An 18,178-nucleotide genomic window follows, 5' to 3' on the forward strand; every position below is an offset into this window, starting at 1 on the left:
AAAAAAGGCCTACAAGAGGCCTTTTATTCAAATAACGATAATCAATCTAGGCTTTAGCCAAAGCATTTGCGACATAATCGATATTAGAGTCATTGATGGCGGCAACGCATATGCGTCCAGATCCAACAATATATATATGATCTTGATCTTTAAGTTTTGCAACTTTTTCCTTATCTAAACCAGTGTAAGAAAACATACCTTTTTGTTTAACTACAAAATCATAAGATCGACTAGATCCAGCCTCCATAACTTTTGAAGCCAGTGATTTGCGAACGTTAAGAATTCGCTGTCTCATAGACTCTAATTCAACTCTCCACATTTTATTAAGCTCGGGGTCGTTTAAGACAGTAGATACTAAAGTAGCCCCAAAGGTAGGTGGATTAGAGTAAAGAGATCTGATTAGGACCTTTACTTGGCTTAAAACAGGTTCAACTTCAGATTCATCTGAACAGAAAATGGTTAGTGCACCTACGCGTTCACCGTATAGAGAAAATATTTTTGAGAATGAAGTGGTAACGAGAACTTCAATTCCATGTTTAGCAAAGATTCGAATAGCTTTTGCATCTTCTTCTAAACCATCACCGAAGCCTTGATAAGCTGTATCTAGAATAGGTATTAAATTTTTAGATTTAATAACCTCAGCAATCTGCTCCCACTGCTCAATGCTAGGGTCTACGCCAGTAGGATTGTGGCAACATGTGTGAAGCACTACAATGCTTTTTTCCTCTAGCTCTTTTAATTTATTGATCATGGATTCAAAATCTAAATCCATGGTTTGATCGTTGTAATAAGGATATTCCTCAACCTTAAATCCAGCTAGTTGAAAGATAGTTTTGTGATTGGCCCAAGTAGGTTTGGATACATAAATAGTAGAAGAGGGAGTAAGTTTATACAAAAAATGAGCCGCAAGCATCAAAGCACCAGTTCCTGCTAAGGTTTGGATAGTGCAGCATAGCTTATTTTTAGAATCATAAAGTTCTTCGCCAAGAATCAGTTTCTTAACGGCATTTGTGTAATCTGGTGTCCCATTCATAGCTCGATATGCAAATGGTTTGTGAGATTCTATAAATCTTTCTTCAGCAATTTTTACAGCTTTAAAAATAGGTATATTACCGTTTTCATCGTAATAAACCCCAACACCTAGATTAACTTTTTTTGAATTTTGATCGGCCCTATATAAGTCAGTAAGCCCCAAAATAGGGTCACTCGGGGCTAGCTCTATTTTTGTAAATAATTTAGACATTTATTGAAAATTTTTTAATTATTGATTACTAAGTATAAAATAAAAAGTTTATATTTACATAAGCATTGCCACATTAATGTCTGAAGTTATTCAATATCCCAACAGTCCCTTTCTTCTACATCAATCATGGGAACCATCAGGAGATCAGCCAGAGGCCATAAAAAGTCTTGTACAAGGCGTACGTGATGGTCTAATGCATCAAACCTTGCTTGGGGTAACAGGGAGTGGAAAAACTTTCACAATGGCAAATGTGATCGCCCAACTTGGAAGACCAGCATTAATTCTTGCTCACAACAAAACGCTAGCGGCTCAGCTTTATGCCGAAATGCGTGAATTTTTCCCAAAAAATGCGGTTGAATACTTTGTTTCTTACTATGATTATTACCAGCCAGAGGCTTATGTTCCAAACCGAGATTTATTTATAGAGAAAGATTCAAATATCAATGAACATATTGAGCAGATGCGCCTCTCAGCTGCTAAAAGTCTGATTGAGAGAAGGGACACGATAATAGTTGGAACAGTGTCAACTATATACGGTATTGGCGATCCAACTGATTATCAAGCTATGGTCCTAATTCTCAGAACAGGAGATAAGATTTCGCGTGAGACTATTTTAGAGAGACTTGTATCTATGCAATACGAGAGAAATGATATGGAATTCTCTCGTGGACATTTTAGAGTGCGAGGAGATTTAATTGATATATTTCCTTCAGAAAGCCCTGAATTAGCTCTTAGAATAACTTTGTTCGATGAAGAACTTGAGAAACTTGAGCTTTTTGACCCATTAACTGGGAAAATTCGGCAAAATATTATTCGCTTTACTCTTTACCCGTGTTCTCTTTATGTGACTCCGAGATCAACGGTTCTCAGGGCAATTGAAAGCATAAAAGCTGAACTTAAAGACAGAGTAAAAGAATTTATGGATAGAGGCGAACTTGTATATGCTCAAAGAATTGAACAAAGAACAAGATTCGATTTAGAAATGCTTCATGAATTAGGTTTTTGCAAGGGAATCGAAAATTACTCGCGTCATCTTTCGGGAGCTAAAGCAGGAGATCCGCCACCAACATTAATTGATTACTTGCCTGAAGATGCTTTGATGTTTTTTGATGAGAGCCATGTAATGATGGGGCAATTGCGCGGTATGTATCGAGGAGATCACTCTAGAAAAGCTACATTAGTGCAATTTGGATTTCGTTTACCATCGGCCATGGATAATCGACCACTAAAAATGGATGAATTTGAATCTCGCATGAAGCAATCAATTTTCGTTTCCGCTACACCTGCAGAATATGAGTTGGAACGCTCGGATAATATTGTGGAGCAAGTCGTTAGGCCGACTGGCCTTGTTGACCCAACTGTAGAAATTAGACCAGCACTCACACAGGTCGATGATTTATTGGGTGAAGCTAAGAAATGCATTGCCAAAGGGGAGAGGGTGTTGGTCACTACCTTAACCAAAAGAATGGCAGAGGATTTAACAGAATATTTATCTGAAAATTTCTTAAAGGTTAGATATTTGCATAGTGATATCGATACAGTGGAGCGTGTAGAGATAATACGTGATTTGAGATTAGGTGTATTCGATGTGCTGGTAGGTATTAATTTACTTCGTGAAGGCTTGGATATTCCTGAAGTCTCTTTAGTGGCAATATTAGACGCCGATAAGGAAGGATTTTTACGGTCAGAGAGAAGTCTCATTCAAACTATTGGTCGTGCAGCTAGAAATATAAATGGGAAAGCTATCCTTTATGCGGATAAGGTTACAGATTCCATGAAAAAGGCCATTGAAGAAACTGAACGAAGAAGAAATAAGCAAATTACATATAACGAAGCTCATGGAATCACTCCTCAATCTATTAAAAAAGCGGTTAAAGATATTATCGATGGTGTTCTTCATGATTCAGTAGAGGAGATGAACGAAACAATTGATATGTCTGAGCTTCTGAAAGATGAGAAAAAACTATCTGCAGAAATCAAAAAACTTGAAAAACAAATGCTCGAGCATGCACGGAATCTAGAGTTTGAGCAGGCAGCCAAGGCTAGAGATCAGTTAAATAAATTGAAAGAGCGATATTTATTACTTTAATTTTTTAATATTTAAACTGAATTCTTCATATCTATCAGAGGATAAATTAAATTCAATATTTGGTTTAAAGAACACTCTTAGTTCATATATGCCCGCTTCAGGAGCTACAAATTTATCCGTATTTTTAAGTGTGTAAGCTTTGGAGCCATAAATCATCATCTCTAAATCCTTATGAGCTGTCAGCTTCAATTGTACTGCTTCATTAAAATTCATATAGAAACTGAAACTTGAGTAACTTATTCCCTGAATAAACCCTCTAAATTTATATTCTTCATCGCTAAGAAAAAATGTCTCCGTCACATTGGTAAGAGATTTCTTAAGATCTGTACTCTTTGTACCATTCAGGTCTTTAGAACCTGTTTTATTGGATAAATTAGATGTAAGAATATCCTCCTTAGAATTATCAGGCGGACGGGCACTAAAAAATAGAGTCCCCGTCACTATAAAAATAATAACTAAGGCGATTTTGGATTCTTTTCTAAGCTTCATTGTGCTCATCGCTTAAAGCCAAAGATAGATCATTGATCATATTAGATAATTCAGAAACCATAAGTGCAATCTCACTTAAGAAAAGCTCATATTTATCATCTGTTTCCTCTAAGTCATTCTTAATATTTAAAACAGTGATTTTTTTAATATCAAGCGATTCATTAAGAGTGAAGATAATTTTATCGTCCCAATTTAATGACAATCTCGTGCAAATCTTTCCATTATTTAGATGATTTCTAACTTCAGCTATATCAGGTGAGTGATTTGCATATTTAATAGAAACTTTGCTGTCCAAAATGCCTTTCAATTCTGTATCTTGTTCAGTGCTAAATGGAGATGGAGCCCCTTCGACCACCCATTTTGTCATAGCTGTAGTGGGTGAAATGGCTGTCTGAAAATTTGATAGTGGCAATGGATTCGTGCACTTCGATAGTAGTGTGACTATATCATCTGCAAGTGAAGTAGAGGATGTATCCATCCAAAATATAGAATTTTCTATATCGAAAACAACTAAAACCTCTTTGAATACACTAAATGCTTTGGGTCTTAGCTTGTCTGTGACGCTTTCTTTTAATTCTTTAAGTTTCTTTTTAGATAGTTTAAAGCCTTGTTGATCTTCTATTTCTTGAGCCTTTTCTTTTGTATATTGGTTAATTACTGCAGCTGGCAATAATTTCTTTTCATACTTAAATTTGGCAATAAGATGAGAGCCTATCTCAAGTACGAGTTCATGATCTGATTCATATTCATCGTGAACTTTTTCCCAACCTACATTCGCCAATCCTGAATCAGAAAAATTTGATTCAACGAAAGCAAAAGCTTTTAAATCCTTATGTAATTGCTTTGCTGATGGTGTCCAATTGGGGTTTAATTTATATAATTTTAAATTTTTAAAAATCATTAACTTTAGCCGTTTAAATTTCCAATATTGTAGTTCAAAAAATCTACTGTATGGACATACAGTGTTTTTAATGGCATAATACTCTTAACTACAAAAAAGGAGTCGATTTATGGAAGATAAAAATAACAAAGAGAGAGCTAAAGCTCTTAGTGCAGCATTAGCCCAAATCGAAAAACAATTCGGTAAGGGATCAATTATGCGTTACGGTGACGGTGAGGTTGAGCATGATATACAAGTGTTTTCTACTGGCTCACTTAGTCTTGATATCGCATTAGGTGTTGGTGGTTTACCACGAGGCAGAGTTATAGAAATTTTTGGTCCTGAGTCATCAGGTAAAACTACATTGACTCTACAAGCTATTGCTGAGATGCAAAAGATTGGCGGTACTTGTGCTTTTATTGATGCTGAGCATGCATTAGATGTTCAATATGCTTCAAAATTAGGAGTAAAACTCGATGAGTTATTAATCTCTCAACCAGATTCAGGTGAACAAGCCCTCGAGATTACTGATGCTTTAGTTAGATCGGGTTCTATTGACCTTATAGTGGTCGACTCCGTTGCCGCATTAGTGCCTAAAGCCGAACTCGAAGGGGATATGGGAGATAGCTTACCTGGCCTCCAAGCTAGGCTTATGAGTCAAGCATTAAGAAAACTTACAGCATCCATTAAACGAACTAACTGCACTGTTATATTTATTAACCAAATTCGAATGAAAATTGGTGTTATGTTCGGTAGCCCTGAAACCACTACAGGCGGGAATGCACTTAAATTCTACACATCAGTTAGATTAGATATTAGAAGAATCGGCTCTATTAAAAAGGGAGATGAAGTAATCGGAAACGAGACTCGGGTTAAAGTCGTTAAAAATAAAGTCGCACCTCCATTTAAGCAAGTTGAATTCGACATTATGTATGGTTCTGGCATATCTAGAGAAGGTGAGATAATTGACCTAGGGGTAAAAGCTGGTATCGTCGATAAAGCTGGTGCATGGTTTTCATATAACGGCACTAAAATCGGTCAGGGAAAAGATAATGTTCGGGAATATTTAAAAGCTCACCCTGAATTAGCTCAAGAAATCGAAGGTAAAATCCGTGCTGCTATGGGTGTAGGTGGGGCAGATAAATTGCTTGATGTTGCGCCTACAAATGATGAATTGGAAGATACTGAAGAGTAATATTTGGAAGTTAATTTAAAGCATAAAGCTATTGCTCTCTTGTCTAGAAGAGAGCATTCGAGTTATGAATTAGCTCAGAAACTTTCTAGATATACGCAAGACTTGAATCTTATTAATGAAACGATTGCATTTCTTAAGGAAAAAGATCTACAGTCAGATTTAAGGTTTCTTGAGTATTTTGTACATTCCCACTCAAAAAAATGGGGAATTAACAAAATTCTTCTATCTCTTAAAGAACATAGACTTGATGACTCGGTTCTATCAAAAATTCACGAGTTTATTCAAACTGATGAATCTGAATTAGCCCGTGAGATTTGGGAGAATAAATTTCACGGAATCAAGCCTTCAGATCTAAAGCAAAAAGCTAAGCAATATAGGTTCATGATTTCTCGAGGATTTAAGCCAGATATCATTAGAAAAATAATTGATTAATATGAATTTACTCGTAGTTAGAAATGACAAATTAGGTGATTTTGCACTTATCTGGCCCGCATTAAAGTTATTAAAATCGTCTATACCCAACCTACGTATTTCTGCCCTTGTATCAGAATACACTTCACCTCTAGCTTCGATATGCCCTTATATAGATGAAGTAATAGTAGATATTTCAACTGACGGAAAAATACTAAATCCAAATCTTACTGAGGAACAGAAGAAAAAATTTTTAAAAGCATTGAAAGCACACAAATTTGATGCTTCTATTTTGTTTTACTCTACTTGGCACAACACAAAACTAATTAGAAAACTAGATATTCCTCATAGATTTGCTCCTGCTACTAAACTTTTTCAAATATTTCATAATCACAGGCTAATCCAAAGACGTTCACAGAATTTAAAACCTGAATACGAGTACAACATCGATTTGGCCAAGTACTTTATTAAATTTTTAAAAAAGAGAGGTCTCTCGCTTCATTCAAATAGTGAGAGTGCAATATTAGAGAGAGCCTTAATACCCCCTTATTTGTCTTTTTCAAAGGAATTTTTATATCCACATAAAGATACGATACTAGAGAGACTCTCTTTAGATAGAAACCTTATAAGCGATCCTTGGGTTATGGTTCATACGTCTACTGGTGGTACAGCCTCTACATTAAGTCCACATCAAGTAGCCAATCTAATCCAACACATAAACAAAGATTTTAAAACTCAAATTTTCTTAACTTCAGGTCCAAATGAAGCTAAGACAGCTTTGGATATCTTGAATATCTTAGAGCCTCAAATTAAAAATAGAGTCCATTATTACGAAAGTAAGTATGGCTTAGTTGACTTTGTGCATTCTATAGCTTGCTCGAATTTATTTATAGCTGGATCCACTGGGCCATTACATATTGCAGGTTTATTAGACATACCTACAATAGGTTTTTATCCAAATTTTAAATCTAGTAATTCTTTAAGATGGCAGGCTTGCAGCTCTGAACAAAACAGGATGGTTATATCACTAAACTCAGAGCAGGGTAACGATTTCTCAACACTTGATATGGATAAATCCTACTTAAAATCTAAAGATTTTATCTCTCGCCACTTAGTATTGCGTTAGCCTGAGCCAGAACATTTTCAAATGAAGTACCGCCGATTGTTTTTCTAGAATTAACAGATCCTTCTAAAGTAAGAAAATCATATATATCAGAATCAATCATAGTATTCATTTTTTTAAATTCTTCTAAACTTAAATCAGATAAGTCCTTAGATTGAGCTTCGCATTCTTTTACAGCTTTAGCTACCACTTCATGGGCATCCCTAAATGGCAAACCTTTTTTAACAAGATAATCAGCCAAATCAGTAGCGGTAGAAAACCCTTTTTTCGCAGCATTGCTCATATTTAAAGCATTAACTTCAAGCCCTGAGATCATCTCAATAAAAATTGTTAGAGTATCTCTTAGAGTATCTGCGGCATCAAATAATGCCTCTTTGTCTTCCTGATTGTCTTTGTTGTATGCCAATGGTTGCGATTTCATAAGTACAAGCATAGACATTAAATCGCCGTACACACGTCCAGTTTTACCGCGAGCTAGCTCAGGCACATCAGGGTTTTTCTTCTGAGGCATAATAGAACTACCTGTGCAAAACCTGTCTGGCAATTTAATGAAGCTAAATTGCTGGCTCATCCATAAAACCAATTCTTCGGATAATCTTGAAATATGCATCATGGCAATGCTTGCGACTGAGCAAAATTCAATTGCAAAATCCCTATCGGACACAGAGTCTAAAGAGTTAGTAGTAATGGAATCAAAATTAAGAATCTCTGCGACTTTTTCTCTATCTAATGGATAGCTAGTACCAGCAAGAGCAGCTGCCCCAAGTGGCAATATATTCGCTCTTTTTCTGCAATCTCTTAGCCTCTCCAAATCTCGTCCGAACATCTCCGCATAAGCCAACATATGATGTCCAAAACTAACAGGCTGAGCAACCTGAAGATGCGTAAATCCTGGCATAACTATATCGTGATATTTAATTGCTAATTGGGCCAGAACTATTCTTAAATTTTTAAGAAGATCAATATCGGTATCAATTTCACATCTAAGCCAAAGTCTAATATCGGTCGCAACTTGATCGTTCCTAGAGCGTCCAGTGTGAAGCCTTTTACCAGCATCTCCTATAAGATCTACTAGACGTTTTTCTATATTTAGATGAACATCTTCTAAATCCAAGGACCAGGTAAATTTACCTTCACGTATCTCTTCTAAAATTTGATTGAGCCCTTTTTGAATATTTATAAAGTCCTCTTCACTTATAACGCCAACATTAGAGAGCATTTCAGCATGGGCAAGAGATCCTTCAATATCAAAAGGTGCTAGCCTTTGTTCAAAAAATACAGAGGCCGTATATCTTTTAACTAACTCAGACATCGGCTCAGAAAAGCGAGCGGACCAAGCCTTATTTTTATTGTCAAATTGGTTTTCTGTGTTGTTAGACATATGTATACCCTGTATAGACTCATGAACTGTCATTATAATTGTGTGGTCAAAATAATATATAAGGATTATGCATGTTTATCCGTTTTGGTCTTGCCCAATTCAATCCAATAACAGGGGATTTCGATGGCAATGAGCTCCTTATGACTCAATACCTCGAATCTGCAGAACAAGAGGGGGTAGATATCCTCGTATTTCCTAAATTTGCCTTTTCTGGCTTTGGTTCGGACGGCCTTTATTTAAGAAGTGATTTCGTTAATAAAGAACATCAAATAGTTGAACATTTTGGCAAAGAAGTGTCCGACAATTTCAGTGGAACTATTTTCGCTACTTCCTTTAATAACGAGAACAATTGCGTTTATTCAACTTTAAAGGTAGTTGAAAGTACGCCAAGCCTAACATCCAAACACATTAAAGGCTACGATGAACATATATTTATCTCTACTACAGAAGGGGATAAAAGAGTTGGATATGCTATTTTTTCTGGGGACGATTGGAAAAACCCTGCACATATTGAGAAATCTCTTTCTAAAGCAACTCAGTTTGCATTAATTCTCGATGCAAATCCATACCATTTAGAATCATTTTCTGAGACCCTTGAGTTATTAAAAACGAATATCGCATCTAAGGGTATAAAAGTTGTGTATTGCAATTTATTGGGCGGACAGGATGAACATGTGTTTGATGGTTTAAGCTTTGCCTTAGATGAAGGTGGCAATATTCACGCTCTTGGCCCTCGTTTTAAACAAGGCCTAAATATCTTTGATTTATCCATTTATGAAGAAGAGAGTAAAAATCAAAAATTCATCCCCTTTAATAAAAATAATCTAGATTCTGAAAAGACCTATGAGTTAACCTCAAGGGAAGCGGAGATTTGGTCCGCATTGACCCTAGCAACTAATAACTACATTAGAAAAAATGGCTTAAAGGAAATCGTCTTAGGTTTGTCAGGCGGGATTGATTCTGCATTAGTGCTCGCTATAGCCTCTGATGCGATTGGTGCTCAAAATTGTCATGCTTTATCCATGCCATCAGAGTTTACTGCTCAGATGTCAAACGATGATGCAAAAAAAAATGTGCGACACTCTTAATGTAAAGTACGATATAGTTCCTATAAAACCTATGTATCAAGGTATATATGATGCAATTAAACCAATTCTTAATTCGATAGAACCTAATTCTAAAGATGTAACTCTTGAAAATCTGCAAGCACGAGTTCGCGGGGTCATACTTATGGCCATAGCTAATCGTAAAAACGCCCTAGTTCTTAGCACAGGAAATAAATCTGAATCCGCAACTGGCTATAGTACACTTTATGGGGATATGGTTGGAGGATTCTCAGTAATATGTGATGTTCCAAAAACTCTAGTCTATGAATTAGCTAAATGGAGAAACACTCAGTCTGAGACCATTCCAGAACGAATTATACAAAGAGCTCCTAGTGCTGAACTTGCACCAGGGCAGGTGGATCAGGATTCATTGCCACCTTATGATATTCTTGATCAAATTATAGAAGCCATGGTAATCAATGATAAGTCATCAAATGAGATATCCGCTGAGAGTGGATTAGGCAAAGAAGAAATTGAAAAAACTTCACGTCTATTAAAAATAAGCGAATTCAAAAGAAGACAAGCGGCTCTAGGGCCTAAAATATCTAAACGTTCCTTTTTTAGCGGATGGAATGTACCAGTCACCCATAAATTTAAGTATTAATTATGAAACTTGTTACTGCAATTATTAAACCATTTAAATTAGATGAAGTCAGAGAGGCTTTAGGCGAGGTCGGTATTACGGGGCTTACAGTCACCGAAACCAAAGGATTTGGAAGACAAAAAGGCCATACAGAGCTATATCGAGGAGCTGAATATGCCGTAGATTTTTTGCCAAAAGTAAAGATTGAACTCTTGGTAAAAGATGATGAAGTAGACTCTGCACTAGAAGCAATCGTTGAAGCTGCCAGAACTGGAAAAATAGGGGACGGGAAAATTTTTGTCACTAATGTTGAGCAGGTTGTTCGAATTAGAACAGGTGAAACTGGAGAAGCTGCTATTTAATATGGATAAGGTTAGGGTATCAAAATTACTTAGTGAACAGGGGCTTTGTTCAAGAAGAGAGGCTGATGTTTTTATCGATAGAGGCTGGGTAAAGGCTGATGGGAAGGTCGTATCATTAGGAGATAAGGTAACACCCTCAGCAAAACTAACCCTCGATAAAAAAGCTTTAGATTTGAAATCTAAGCAGGTTACTATAATTTTGAACAAGCCTGTTGGTTATGTCTCATCTCAGCCTGAGAAAAATTATAAATCTGCTCTTATGCTTATAAATAAAGCGAACCAATTTGACAGAGCACATAACGAATTTTCACCCGACCATCTTAAAGGATTAGCAACTGCTGGTCGATTAGATATTGAGTCTCAGGGCTTGCTTGTGATGACGCAAGACGGAAGCATTGCCAAACAACTAATAGGAGATGACTCTGAAGTTGAAAAAGAGTATATTGTGCGCGTCGAGGGAAAGCTTAGCGATAGGGGATTGCAACTTTTAAATCATGGCCTAAGTTTAGATGGTCAGCCACTTCGAGAAGCTGAAGTCGAGTGGGTCAATGATGATCAGCTTAGGTTTATTCTCTGGGAAGGTAAAAAAAGGCAAATACGACGCATGTGTGAATTAGTAGGCTTAAAAGTTGTAGGGTTAAAGCGTGTTCGTATGGGAAACGTAGCATTAGCAGACCTTCCTACAGGAAAGTGGCGCTATCTTAAGCCATTTGAGCGATTTTTGTAATTTATTTTCTAAAATTAAGCTTTAAAATTCTAAATGCAATACTTATTTACATTTACAATAAGACAATCCACTAATTTTTCTACGAGGTTTATATGAACTATAAAAGTTGTTTTATAGCGTTGGCAGTACTTTTATCTGGATGTGAAACAATAGATAATATGTTGGGTGAAACTCCTCAAACACCTCAAGTTCAAGTACCGCAAGTTAATACGCCTCAAATTGCAACTCAAGTACCAAACGCTAATCTCCCAGCTACTAATATTGATAGTTTAGGGCAGGGAACTGCTGTACCGCAATTTCCTCAAGCAAGCCAATCTTTTACACCGATTACACAAGCACCACCTGCTAAATCATCATCTACTTTTGTGATTTATGTAGGTTCTACAGAACCTGTTCCTGGATTCACTCCTGTTGCTCAGGAAAACACTACTGTTTATGTTGATCCACGCCAAACTATTGTATATAGTGATTTGCAAGATGCATTAGCTGTTGTAGATCAGTACAACAGACCACACGTTAAACTTCAATTAAACGATACTGGGGCACGCAAGCTTAGCCGACACAGTGCAAACAATATAGGCAAATTCTATATAGCAACTATTAAGCAGAAATTAGTTTCTATTTTCCCAATTGATCAAATGATTTCTAACGGCTCTATAGCGATTCCTATGAAGAGTGCAAGTGCAGCACAAACTCTTGAACGTAGAATCCTAGACGGAGATTAATTTTTTAATCAAATTCTGCGATTACGGGGGCATGGTCGGAAGGTCGTTCATGCCCTCTTTGATTTTTATCGATCCAACTTTTGGTACACAAGTCTTTTAAAGCATTACTGATTAGAATGTGATCAATTCTAAGACCTGCATTTCTTTTAAAACCAAATTGTCTATAGTCCCACCAACTATAGGATTTAGGTTCTTGTTCAAACAATCTGAATGAGTCGTTTAAACCTAAACTAATAATCCTGTTAAAGTGTTCTCTTTCTTGTGGAGATATCAGTATTGGTCCTAAATATTTATTATGAATATCTTCATCTTTTGGGGCAATGTTAAAGTCACCCGTCAAAATTAGCCTTTTATAAAGTTTTAGCTGTTGCTCGACATAGTCTGATAAAGCCTCAAACCAACGCATTTTATATACAAATTTTGGACTCTCTAAATCACTACCATTTGGACAATATACATTGATAACTCTTAATGGTTCGCCTTTATATTCATAAGTAGCGGCTAGAAGTCTCTTTTGATCATCTTCGAGGTTTGGTAAGTTTTCTTGTATATCTCTAATAGGAGATTTGCTTACTAATGCAACGCCGTTATAGGTTTTTTGACCCAATGAATATATTTGATATCCGATTTTTTCGAAAAGAGTAGGGTCAATTTTATGAGATTCGAGCTTTAATTCTTGGAGACATAAAATCTCGACATTATTCTTTTGTAACCAATCTAAAACTTGATCTAGTCGAACGTTAAGAGAATTAACGTTCCAACTTGCAATTGAAAAATTTACCATTTAATAACTTTACCGCTAAATAAAGTAGGCCCAGGAGGGGCACTGATTTGAGCTGATTGTGATGAAGATATCGATTGTGCGACTGATTTTACGGCCGATTTTGGCTCTAGTGTAATAAAGAGAGTATCACCGACAGAGATATCAAAATCATTTTTAATTTTGCTAGTAGAGTTAGGCGACAATAAACCAACTCCCGAAATCAATCCAGCTTTGTTTGTATGCCAAAGTTTGAGATCGCTTTTAGAATCTATATGTTGATTTACAGACGGTATCACCTCAATAGTTTTATTAATTTTTACAAGATATGCTACCTGACTAGAGTTAGTTTGATTTAATACAGAAATCATCTTAGCTGGAGTGGCAAATGGATTACTAATTATGACCCATATGCACAAAGCTAATAATAGTAAAGATGCTAGTCTCCAAAAATTTCTACTAATCCAGCATTTTTTTAGAATAAATAGTAGTTTTGATCCAAAGCTTCCTTTAGTTTTAGTGTTCGAGTCATTTAACTCCAAGTTCTCGTCCAATTCTTTAATCGCATCTGGATCAGCTTTCTCATTTTTAATAAGTGATTTTTGAATTTTTAACCAGAGATTTCTTGGTGTTTTTTTAGTTGAGATTTGCTTAAGAAATTCTAAAAAAAGATTTTCCCATTGATAAGTAAATTGATCAGCTTCAGGGTCAATAGCAATTTTTTTATTTAATTCTTGCTCTTCCCCCTCAGACAAGGTACCTAAAATTAGCTCACCTATTTTGTTGTTAAGGGGATGTGTATTATTAAAATCATGTATATGAGCTGATAGATGTTTTACGCCCATTTTTATTGAGTTTCTTAATTCTTCTTCACCCATACTTAGAGCATTAGCTACATCCTTAATATGGTGCGGAGAAAAATAAAGAGTCAAAAAACTAGTTTGAGTATGTAGAGGCAACTCTTCAAATACCCTATAGAAAGAGCCGTCTGAATTAAATTGTGACATCTCTCTTTGAATATTGTGAACTACTGTAGGAGAGGGGTGAAGAGACTCAATATGAGTTCTAGCAATTTGATTTAGCCCATATCTAAATATGGTGTAAATCCATCCACGTGCATTTAATTTTTCATTATAAAAATTTGCATTATTCCAAATCGCTGTAAATGCATTAATTACAGCTTCTTGAGCGAGCTCATCTTTACCAAGAACTTGCAAAGCAAATGAATATAGAGAATCAGACTCTTCTAAATAAATATTTTTTAGAGCTTTGCGGTTGCCTTGAGCAACTGCAATAAGCTCCTTACCTAAATGATTACCGTTCATGGAAACTATTTTTTAAGATTTAATTTTTCAATAATTGGCTTCCATTTTGCTTCTTCAGACTCCATTTTTTTGCTGAATTCTTCTGGAGAGCTAGGAATTGGAGTCATATATTGAGCCTCAAGTTTTTGTGCAATTTCTGGTTTGCTTAGGGCATCGAACAAAGCTTTTTGAAGTTTAGATTTGATTTCAGGATCAACCTTACTTGAGATTACGTATCCATTCCAAGCTTCACTTGTGATATCGCCAGCACCAGATTCTTTTATAGTTGGTATATCTGGCAATGTTGAACTTCTTTTATCAAATGCTTGTGCCAAAACCACTAGCTTTCCATCTTTAACTAAAGGCATAACAGATGGAGGATTCATAGCAGCGAATTGAGTATCTCCAGCTAAAAGAGAGTTAACTGCGTCGGGAGAGCCCTTGTAATGAATTGCTACAGCCTCTGTACCAGTACCTTTCAGAAATAATTCGCTTGTTAAATGAGATCCAGAACCCTTTCCTACAGTAGCAAAATTATATTTACCAGGCTCAGCCTTAAGTTTTTCTATTAGTTCAGATAATGTACTAACTCCCATAGATTTACTTGCAACTATGAGATTGGGTTGCGTAACCGCCAAAGTGAGAGGGGATAAATCAGTTTTAGAATTAAATTTAAGATTATCGTAGATATATTGGTTATACACTAATGGCCCATTAATACTCATACCAAAGGTGTATCCATCGGGCTTAGCATTAGCGATTGCTGCGGTGCCTATATTCCCGCCAGCTCCAGGCTTATTTTCAACCACTATGGTTTGACCCAATGTTTTACTTGCTTCAGAGGCTACCATTCGTGAAATTTGATCGGGGTTTGAACCAGGACCAAAAGGAACAATTAGATGAAGCTCTTTCGAAGGCCAGTTATCTGCCGCAATAGCAATGCTCGAGCTAAATAATAAAGCCGATAAGCTTATAATTTTCTTTATATTTTTCATATTTATTCCTCTGGAGTTGGTATTCCGTACATAGTGTTGTAGTATAAATTTTTATTCAAATCTCTAGAATAATTAAATTTTGCTTGAATAAATTCCTTAAATGATAGAGTATTTTTTAAGAAGTTGTACCTATTTTCACATATTTTGAATTGATCTTCTTGAGCGGGAAACTCTTCGTAATTCTGTCCATAAATATAGACCATACAAATATAGGTGGCAATGTACTCGTCTATTTCTCGGTAATCATCTGACTCAACAAAATATTCTTTATAATTTGCGGGATCAAAAAAAGAGGGCACACTTACCTGAAAAGCAGAATCACTAGAAGCGTCTTTGAAGATTGTTGAATTCATAACAGAGAAAATCGACTTATTTGACGGAGACAAATTGCTAAATAAATCATAATTTCTATATTTGTGCGAATATGCTCTTTTAAAGTTCTCATATAAATCTAGATAAAACTCCTCAAAAGCATCATAAGATACTGAATTTTGAAATTCTAGAACTGCCGACCTACATAATTTTTCCGCACTAGCTGGCGTTAGCTTAGCTGAGGCTGGCCTTGATAAATAACATTGATCAAACAATTCCTGAGATATATCTGGAGGATAATGTTTGCTGAATAGGTTAAATACTAATGTTGCAATTACGGCAATAATAATCGAAATAATTACTCTTTTATATTTCATGTTAAGGAGATTTAATGGTTTTACATCTTTAAATATACTTATCTAAAGAGTAGAATATTTTGCTTGTTATTTCTACTAAAAGGACGTATTTGTGTATCAACCGCTAGCTGGATTAATATTTACTCTAGTTACTGTTACCTTATGGGCTGTGCTTCCGATTATTCTTCAGGGGCTGCTTCCAGAGATGAACGCAGAAACCATAGTGTTCTTTCGATTTTTGACAGCATCAATTGCCTTATTTTTCATACTCCTTTTTTCCAAAAAACTTCCTAACCTTAAAAAATTAAATAAGAATGATTGGCTAATTCTTATTCTTGGTGTTTTATCTCTATCCGGGAATTTTTTCTTATTTAACTACGCTTTAAACTATATTTCTGCTGCTACAAGTCAAGTTATCAATCCTCTTAACTCATTTTTCATGATATTCGCAGGTGTAGTAATCTTTCATGAAACTATTAAAAGATCAAATATTATTGGTCTGTTATTTGTAATCGTAGGTCTCGCACTGTTCTTTAACCAAAGATATCAAGACTTTTTAAACTTTAATGATTATGCCTTTGGTATATTTATTTCGCTTTCAGCAACTATGATTTGGGTTGTTTATGCGATGGCTCAAAAGATATTACTAAAGGTTTTAAAATCTCAACAAATTTTATTCTTAGTCTATACTGGATGTTTTATATGTTATTTGCCTATAGCAGATTTTGAGCAAGTTAATGGTCTTTCAACTTACGGTCTTTGGGCTTTAGTATTTTGCTGTCTTAATACTATCTTTGCTTATGGAGCTTACGGAGAAGCTCTAGCCCGATGGGAGGTAGCTAAAGTTAGCACTATACTTACCTTATTGCCTATTGCCACCATTATTGCCGCTCATATAGCTTCATTTATAAATCCTTCTAGGTTTCCTGCACCTGATTTAAATTTTCTAGCTTATGTAGGTGCCTGTTTGGTGGTAATCGGGGCTTTTCTTTCTGCAGTAGGGGACTATATTGCAAGACATTATCGAATCAAAAGGACATAAATTGTGATACGCAGGTTTTTATTACTCGTATTCTTCTGTACATTATCTTTAAACTCCTATTCACAAGACAAAAAACGTCCACAAGTAGCGACCAAAGTTTCAGTTGAAACCGTTATTAAAACCGAACTTAACTTAATTGTTGATTCCTTGGGTACAGCTGTTCCATCCGAGACCGTAATCGTTAGGCCTCAAATATCAGGTCCAGTAACTAAAATATTTTTTAAAGATGGTGCTCAGGTTGAAGCTGGAGAGCCCCTTTATGAGATTGACCCATCTTCACTGACAGCTAAACTTAATCAGATAAGATCCCAAGCCGTTATTAGTGAATCAAAGCTTTTAACTGCTCAACAAGATTTAAAAAGATATCAAACATTATTTAAACAGGATTCTATTGCCAGACAACAAGTAGAAAAACAGCAAGCCTTAGTAAATCAGTTAAAAGCAGAGCAGATAGGACTGAAAGCCCAAGTGGATCAAGCACAAATAAATCTAGACTACAGTATAGTAAAAGCACCAATAAGTGGTCGGCTTGGAATATCGACGATTGATGTAGGGAACATTGCCACAACAAATAGTCAGGAAGGTCTTGTGAGCATTATTCAAACTAATCCAATGGAAGTTGAATTTTCTCTATCTGATAAATTTATTTCTAAGGTCGCCCCAAAGTTTTATAAAGGTGAAAAGCTTAAGGTAACTCTTATAGATAGCACAAGTAAGGATTCATATGCTGAGGGTGAGCTTGTGTCATTGGATAATCAAATCGATACTAAAACTGGCACTATTAAATTAAAAGCGAGTTTTGATAATTCTGAATATATTCTTTTCCCTAATCAATTTGTAAACGTTAATCTCTACGTAGAGAATTTTAAAGATGCTTTAGCCCTAAAATCTGAGTCTGTTCAATACGGTAAGGACGGACCTTTTGTATTTAGAGTAAAAGAAGACAGCACAGTTGAAATGGTTTCAATCAAATTGGGAATTGTAGATAAGGGCTTGACTCAAATTGTCTCGGGTCTTGAAGAAAATGATAAAGTTGTGCTTGAGGGAGTGGATAGACTTAAGTCAGGCTCTAAAGTCGAAATAATCGAATAGGGT

The 18,178-nt window shown here is 35.8% G+C and carries 19 protein-coding genes; 11 read left to right on the forward strand and 8 right to left on the reverse strand.

The window, feature by feature from the left end:
• Nucleotides 1-46 precede the first annotated feature (46 nt).
• On the reverse strand, nucleotides 47-1,243 hold the full coding sequence (locus tag TASI_RS04055) for an amino acid aminotransferase (RefSeq protein WP_014111491.1): 1,197 nt from the start codon (nucleotides 1,241-1,243) through the stop codon (nucleotides 47-49).
• Between the two features lie 76 nt (nucleotides 1,244-1,319).
• Between TASI_RS04055 and uvrB the strand changes: the two genes are divergently transcribed.
• Nucleotides 1,320-3,332, forward strand: a complete 2,013-nt coding sequence (gene uvrB / locus TASI_RS04060; protein WP_014111492.1) for an excinuclease ABC subunit UvrB — start codon at nucleotides 1,320-1,322, stop codon at nucleotides 3,330-3,332.
• Here the strand turns inward: uvrB and TASI_RS04065 are convergent.
• Together TASI_RS04065 and TASI_RS04070 are read right to left on the reverse strand one after the other, a co-directional pair.
• Entirely contained in the window at nucleotides 3,324-3,830 is a 507-nt protein-coding gene (locus tag TASI_RS04065) for a hypothetical protein (protein WP_228359728.1), read from the reverse strand. The genes uvrB and TASI_RS04065 overlap by 9 nt on opposite strands.
• Nucleotides 3,811-4,722, reverse strand: coding sequence for a recombination-associated protein RdgC (locus TASI_RS04070; protein ID WP_014111494.1), 912 nt, complete (start codon nucleotides 4,720-4,722; stop codon nucleotides 3,811-3,813). Before TASI_RS04070 ends, TASI_RS04065 begins: the two co-directional genes overlap by 20 nt.
• 109 nt (nucleotides 4,723-4,831) lie before the next feature.
• Here TASI_RS04070 and recA point away from each other — a divergent pair, with 109 nt between their 5' ends.
• From recA to TASI_RS04085, 3 genes are read left to right on the forward strand one after another with little or no spacing between them, the layout of a single operon-like run.
• Nucleotides 4,832-5,896, forward strand: a complete 1,065-nt coding sequence (gene recA / locus TASI_RS04075) for a recombinase RecA (RefSeq protein ID WP_014111495.1) — start codon at nucleotides 4,832-4,834, stop codon at nucleotides 5,894-5,896.
• A gap of 3 nt (nucleotides 5,897-5,899) precedes the next feature.
• Nucleotides 5,900-6,328: a regulatory protein RecX gene (locus tag TASI_RS04080; RefSeq protein WP_014111496.1), complete on the forward strand. Its 429-nt coding sequence runs from the start codon at nucleotides 5,900-5,902 to the stop codon at nucleotides 6,326-6,328.
• Nucleotide 6,329: 1 nt separating this feature from the next.
• Nucleotides 6,330-7,433, forward strand: a complete 1,104-nt coding sequence (locus tag TASI_RS04085; protein WP_014111497.1) for a glycosyltransferase family 9 protein — start codon at nucleotides 6,330-6,332, stop codon at nucleotides 7,431-7,433.
• Here the strand turns inward: TASI_RS04085 and argH are convergent.
• Nucleotides 7,405-8,811 carry an argininosuccinate lyase gene (gene argH / locus TASI_RS04090; protein WP_014111498.1) on the reverse strand — a complete coding sequence of 469 codons (1,407 nt, stop codon included), beginning with the start codon at nucleotides 8,809-8,811 and terminating at the stop codon, nucleotides 7,405-7,407. The two genes, TASI_RS04085 and argH, sit on opposite strands and share 29 nt — an antisense overlap.
• 71 nt (nucleotides 8,812-8,882) lie before the next feature.
• Here argH and TASI_RS08050 point away from each other — a divergent pair, with 71 nt between their 5' ends.
• From TASI_RS08050 to TASI_RS04110, 5 genes are all read left to right on the forward strand, one after another.
• On the forward strand, nucleotides 8,883-9,899 hold the full coding sequence (locus TASI_RS08050; RefSeq protein ID WP_014111499.1) for an NAD(+) synthetase: 1,017 nt from the start codon (nucleotides 8,883-8,885) through the stop codon (nucleotides 9,897-9,899).
• On the forward strand, nucleotides 9,868-10,521 hold the full coding sequence (gene nadE / locus TASI_RS08055; RefSeq protein WP_266105234.1) for an NAD(+) synthase: 654 nt from the start codon (nucleotides 9,868-9,870) through the stop codon (nucleotides 10,519-10,521). Before TASI_RS08050 ends, nadE begins: the two co-directional genes overlap by 32 nt.
• 2 nt (nucleotides 10,522-10,523) lie before the next feature.
• Nucleotides 10,524-10,862 (forward strand): P-II family nitrogen regulator, encoded by a 339-nt coding sequence (locus TASI_RS04100; RefSeq protein ID WP_014111501.1) that lies wholly within the window; start codon nucleotides 10,524-10,526, stop codon nucleotides 10,860-10,862.
• A gap of 1 nt (nucleotide 10,863) precedes the next feature.
• On the forward strand, nucleotides 10,864-11,589 hold the full coding sequence (locus TASI_RS04105; RefSeq protein ID WP_014111502.1) for a pseudouridine synthase: 726 nt from the start codon (nucleotides 10,864-10,866) through the stop codon (nucleotides 11,587-11,589).
• A 92-nt stretch (nucleotides 11,590-11,681) separates the two neighbouring features.
• Nucleotides 11,682-12,314: a SecDF P1 head subdomain-containing protein gene (locus tag TASI_RS04110; protein WP_028883731.1), complete on the forward strand. Its 633-nt coding sequence runs from the start codon at nucleotides 11,682-11,684 to the stop codon at nucleotides 12,312-12,314.
• A 4-nt stretch (nucleotides 12,315-12,318) separates the two neighbouring features.
• Here TASI_RS04110 and xth read toward each other — a convergent pair whose 3' ends face one another.
• From xth to TASI_RS04130, 4 genes are read right to left on the reverse strand one after another with little or no spacing between them, the layout of a single operon-like run.
• Entirely contained in the window at nucleotides 12,319-13,098 is a 780-nt protein-coding gene (xth, locus tag TASI_RS04115) for an exodeoxyribonuclease III (protein ID WP_014111504.1), read from the reverse strand.
• Nucleotides 13,092-14,399, reverse strand: coding sequence for a sigma factor (locus tag TASI_RS04120; protein WP_014111505.1), 1,308 nt, complete (start codon nucleotides 14,397-14,399; stop codon nucleotides 13,092-13,094). The genes xth and TASI_RS04120 overlap by 7 nt, the downstream gene beginning before the upstream one ends.
• A gap of 5 nt (nucleotides 14,400-14,404) precedes the next feature.
• A complete protein-coding gene (locus TASI_RS04125; protein ID WP_014111506.1) occupies nucleotides 14,405-15,373 on the reverse strand; it encodes a Bug family tripartite tricarboxylate transporter substrate binding protein in 969 nt (322 codons plus the stop codon).
• Between the two features lie 2 nt (nucleotides 15,374-15,375).
• Nucleotides 15,376-16,062 carry a hypothetical protein gene (locus tag TASI_RS04130; protein ID WP_014111507.1) on the reverse strand — a complete coding sequence of 229 codons (687 nt, stop codon included), beginning with the start codon at nucleotides 16,060-16,062 and terminating at the stop codon, nucleotides 15,376-15,378.
• 91 nt (nucleotides 16,063-16,153) lie between these two features.
• Here TASI_RS04130 and TASI_RS04135 point away from each other — a divergent pair, with 91 nt between their 5' ends.
• Nucleotides 16,154-17,083, forward strand: a complete 930-nt coding sequence (locus TASI_RS04135) for a DMT family transporter (protein WP_014111508.1) — start codon at nucleotides 16,154-16,156, stop codon at nucleotides 17,081-17,083.
• Nucleotides 17,084-17,086: 3 nt separating this feature from the next.
• Nucleotides 17,087-18,175 (forward strand): efflux RND transporter periplasmic adaptor subunit, encoded by a 1,089-nt coding sequence (locus tag TASI_RS04140; protein WP_014111509.1) that lies wholly within the window; start codon nucleotides 17,087-17,089, stop codon nucleotides 18,173-18,175.
• Nucleotides 18,176-18,178 lie beyond the last annotated feature (3 nt).

Source organism: Taylorella asinigenitalis MCE3 (assembly GCF_000226625.1).
In the GTDB taxonomy this organism is placed as follows: Bacteria; Pseudomonadota; Gammaproteobacteria; order Burkholderiales; family Burkholderiaceae_B; genus Taylorella; species Taylorella asinigenitalis.

What these genes read in the sequence shown, in the direction of transcription:
- TASI_RS04125 (WP_014111506.1), bottom strand. Translation starts at nt 15,373, where the DNA reads ATGAAAAATATAAAGAAAATTATAAGCTTATCGGCTTTATTATTTAGC.
- TASI_RS08050 (WP_014111499.1), top strand. Translation starts at nt 8,883, where the DNA reads ATGTTTATCCGTTTTGGTCTTGCCCAATTCAATCCAATAACAGGGGAT.
- TASI_RS04085 (WP_014111497.1), top strand. Translation starts at nt 6,330, where the DNA reads ATGAATTTACTCGTAGTTAGAAATGACAAATTAGGTGATTTTGCACTT.
- TASI_RS04105 (WP_014111502.1), top strand. Translation starts at nt 10,864, where the DNA reads ATGGATAAGGTTAGGGTATCAAAATTACTTAGTGAACAGGGGCTTTGT.
- nadE (WP_266105234.1), top strand. Translation starts at nt 9,868, where the DNA reads ATGATGCAAAAAAAAATGTGCGACACTCTTAATGTAAAGTACGATATA.
- TASI_RS04110 (WP_028883731.1), top strand. Translation starts at nt 11,682, where the DNA reads ATGAACTATAAAAGTTGTTTTATAGCGTTGGCAGTACTTTTATCTGGA.
- argH (WP_014111498.1), bottom strand. Translation starts at nt 8,811, where the DNA reads ATGTCTAACAACACAGAAAACCAATTTGACAATAAAAATAAGGCTTGG.
- TASI_RS04100 (WP_014111501.1), top strand. Translation starts at nt 10,524, where the DNA reads ATGAAACTTGTTACTGCAATTATTAAACCATTTAAATTAGATGAAGTC.
- TASI_RS04065 (WP_228359728.1), bottom strand. Translation starts at nt 3,830, where the DNA reads ATGAGCACAATGAAGCTTAGAAAAGAATCCAAAATCGCCTTAGTTATT.
- TASI_RS04130 (WP_014111507.1), bottom strand. Translation starts at nt 16,062, where the DNA reads ATGAAATATAAAAGAGTAATTATTTCGATTATTATTGCCGTAATTGCA.
- recA (WP_014111495.1), top strand. Translation starts at nt 4,832, where the DNA reads ATGGAAGATAAAAATAACAAAGAGAGAGCTAAAGCTCTTAGTGCAGCA.
- TASI_RS04120 (WP_014111505.1), bottom strand. Translation starts at nt 14,399, where the DNA reads ATGAACGGTAATCATTTAGGTAAGGAGCTTATTGCAGTTGCTCAAGGC.
- uvrB (WP_014111492.1), top strand. Translation starts at nt 1,320, where the DNA reads ATGTCTGAAGTTATTCAATATCCCAACAGTCCCTTTCTTCTACATCAA.
- TASI_RS04055 (WP_014111491.1), bottom strand. Translation starts at nt 1,243, where the DNA reads ATGTCTAAATTATTTACAAAAATAGAGCTAGCCCCGAGTGACCCTATT.
- TASI_RS04070 (WP_014111494.1), bottom strand. Translation starts at nt 4,722, where the DNA reads ATGATTTTTAAAAATTTAAAATTATATAAATTAAACCCCAATTGGACA.
- xth (WP_014111504.1), bottom strand. Translation starts at nt 13,098, where the DNA reads ATGGTAAATTTTTCAATTGCAAGTTGGAACGTTAATTCTCTTAACGTT.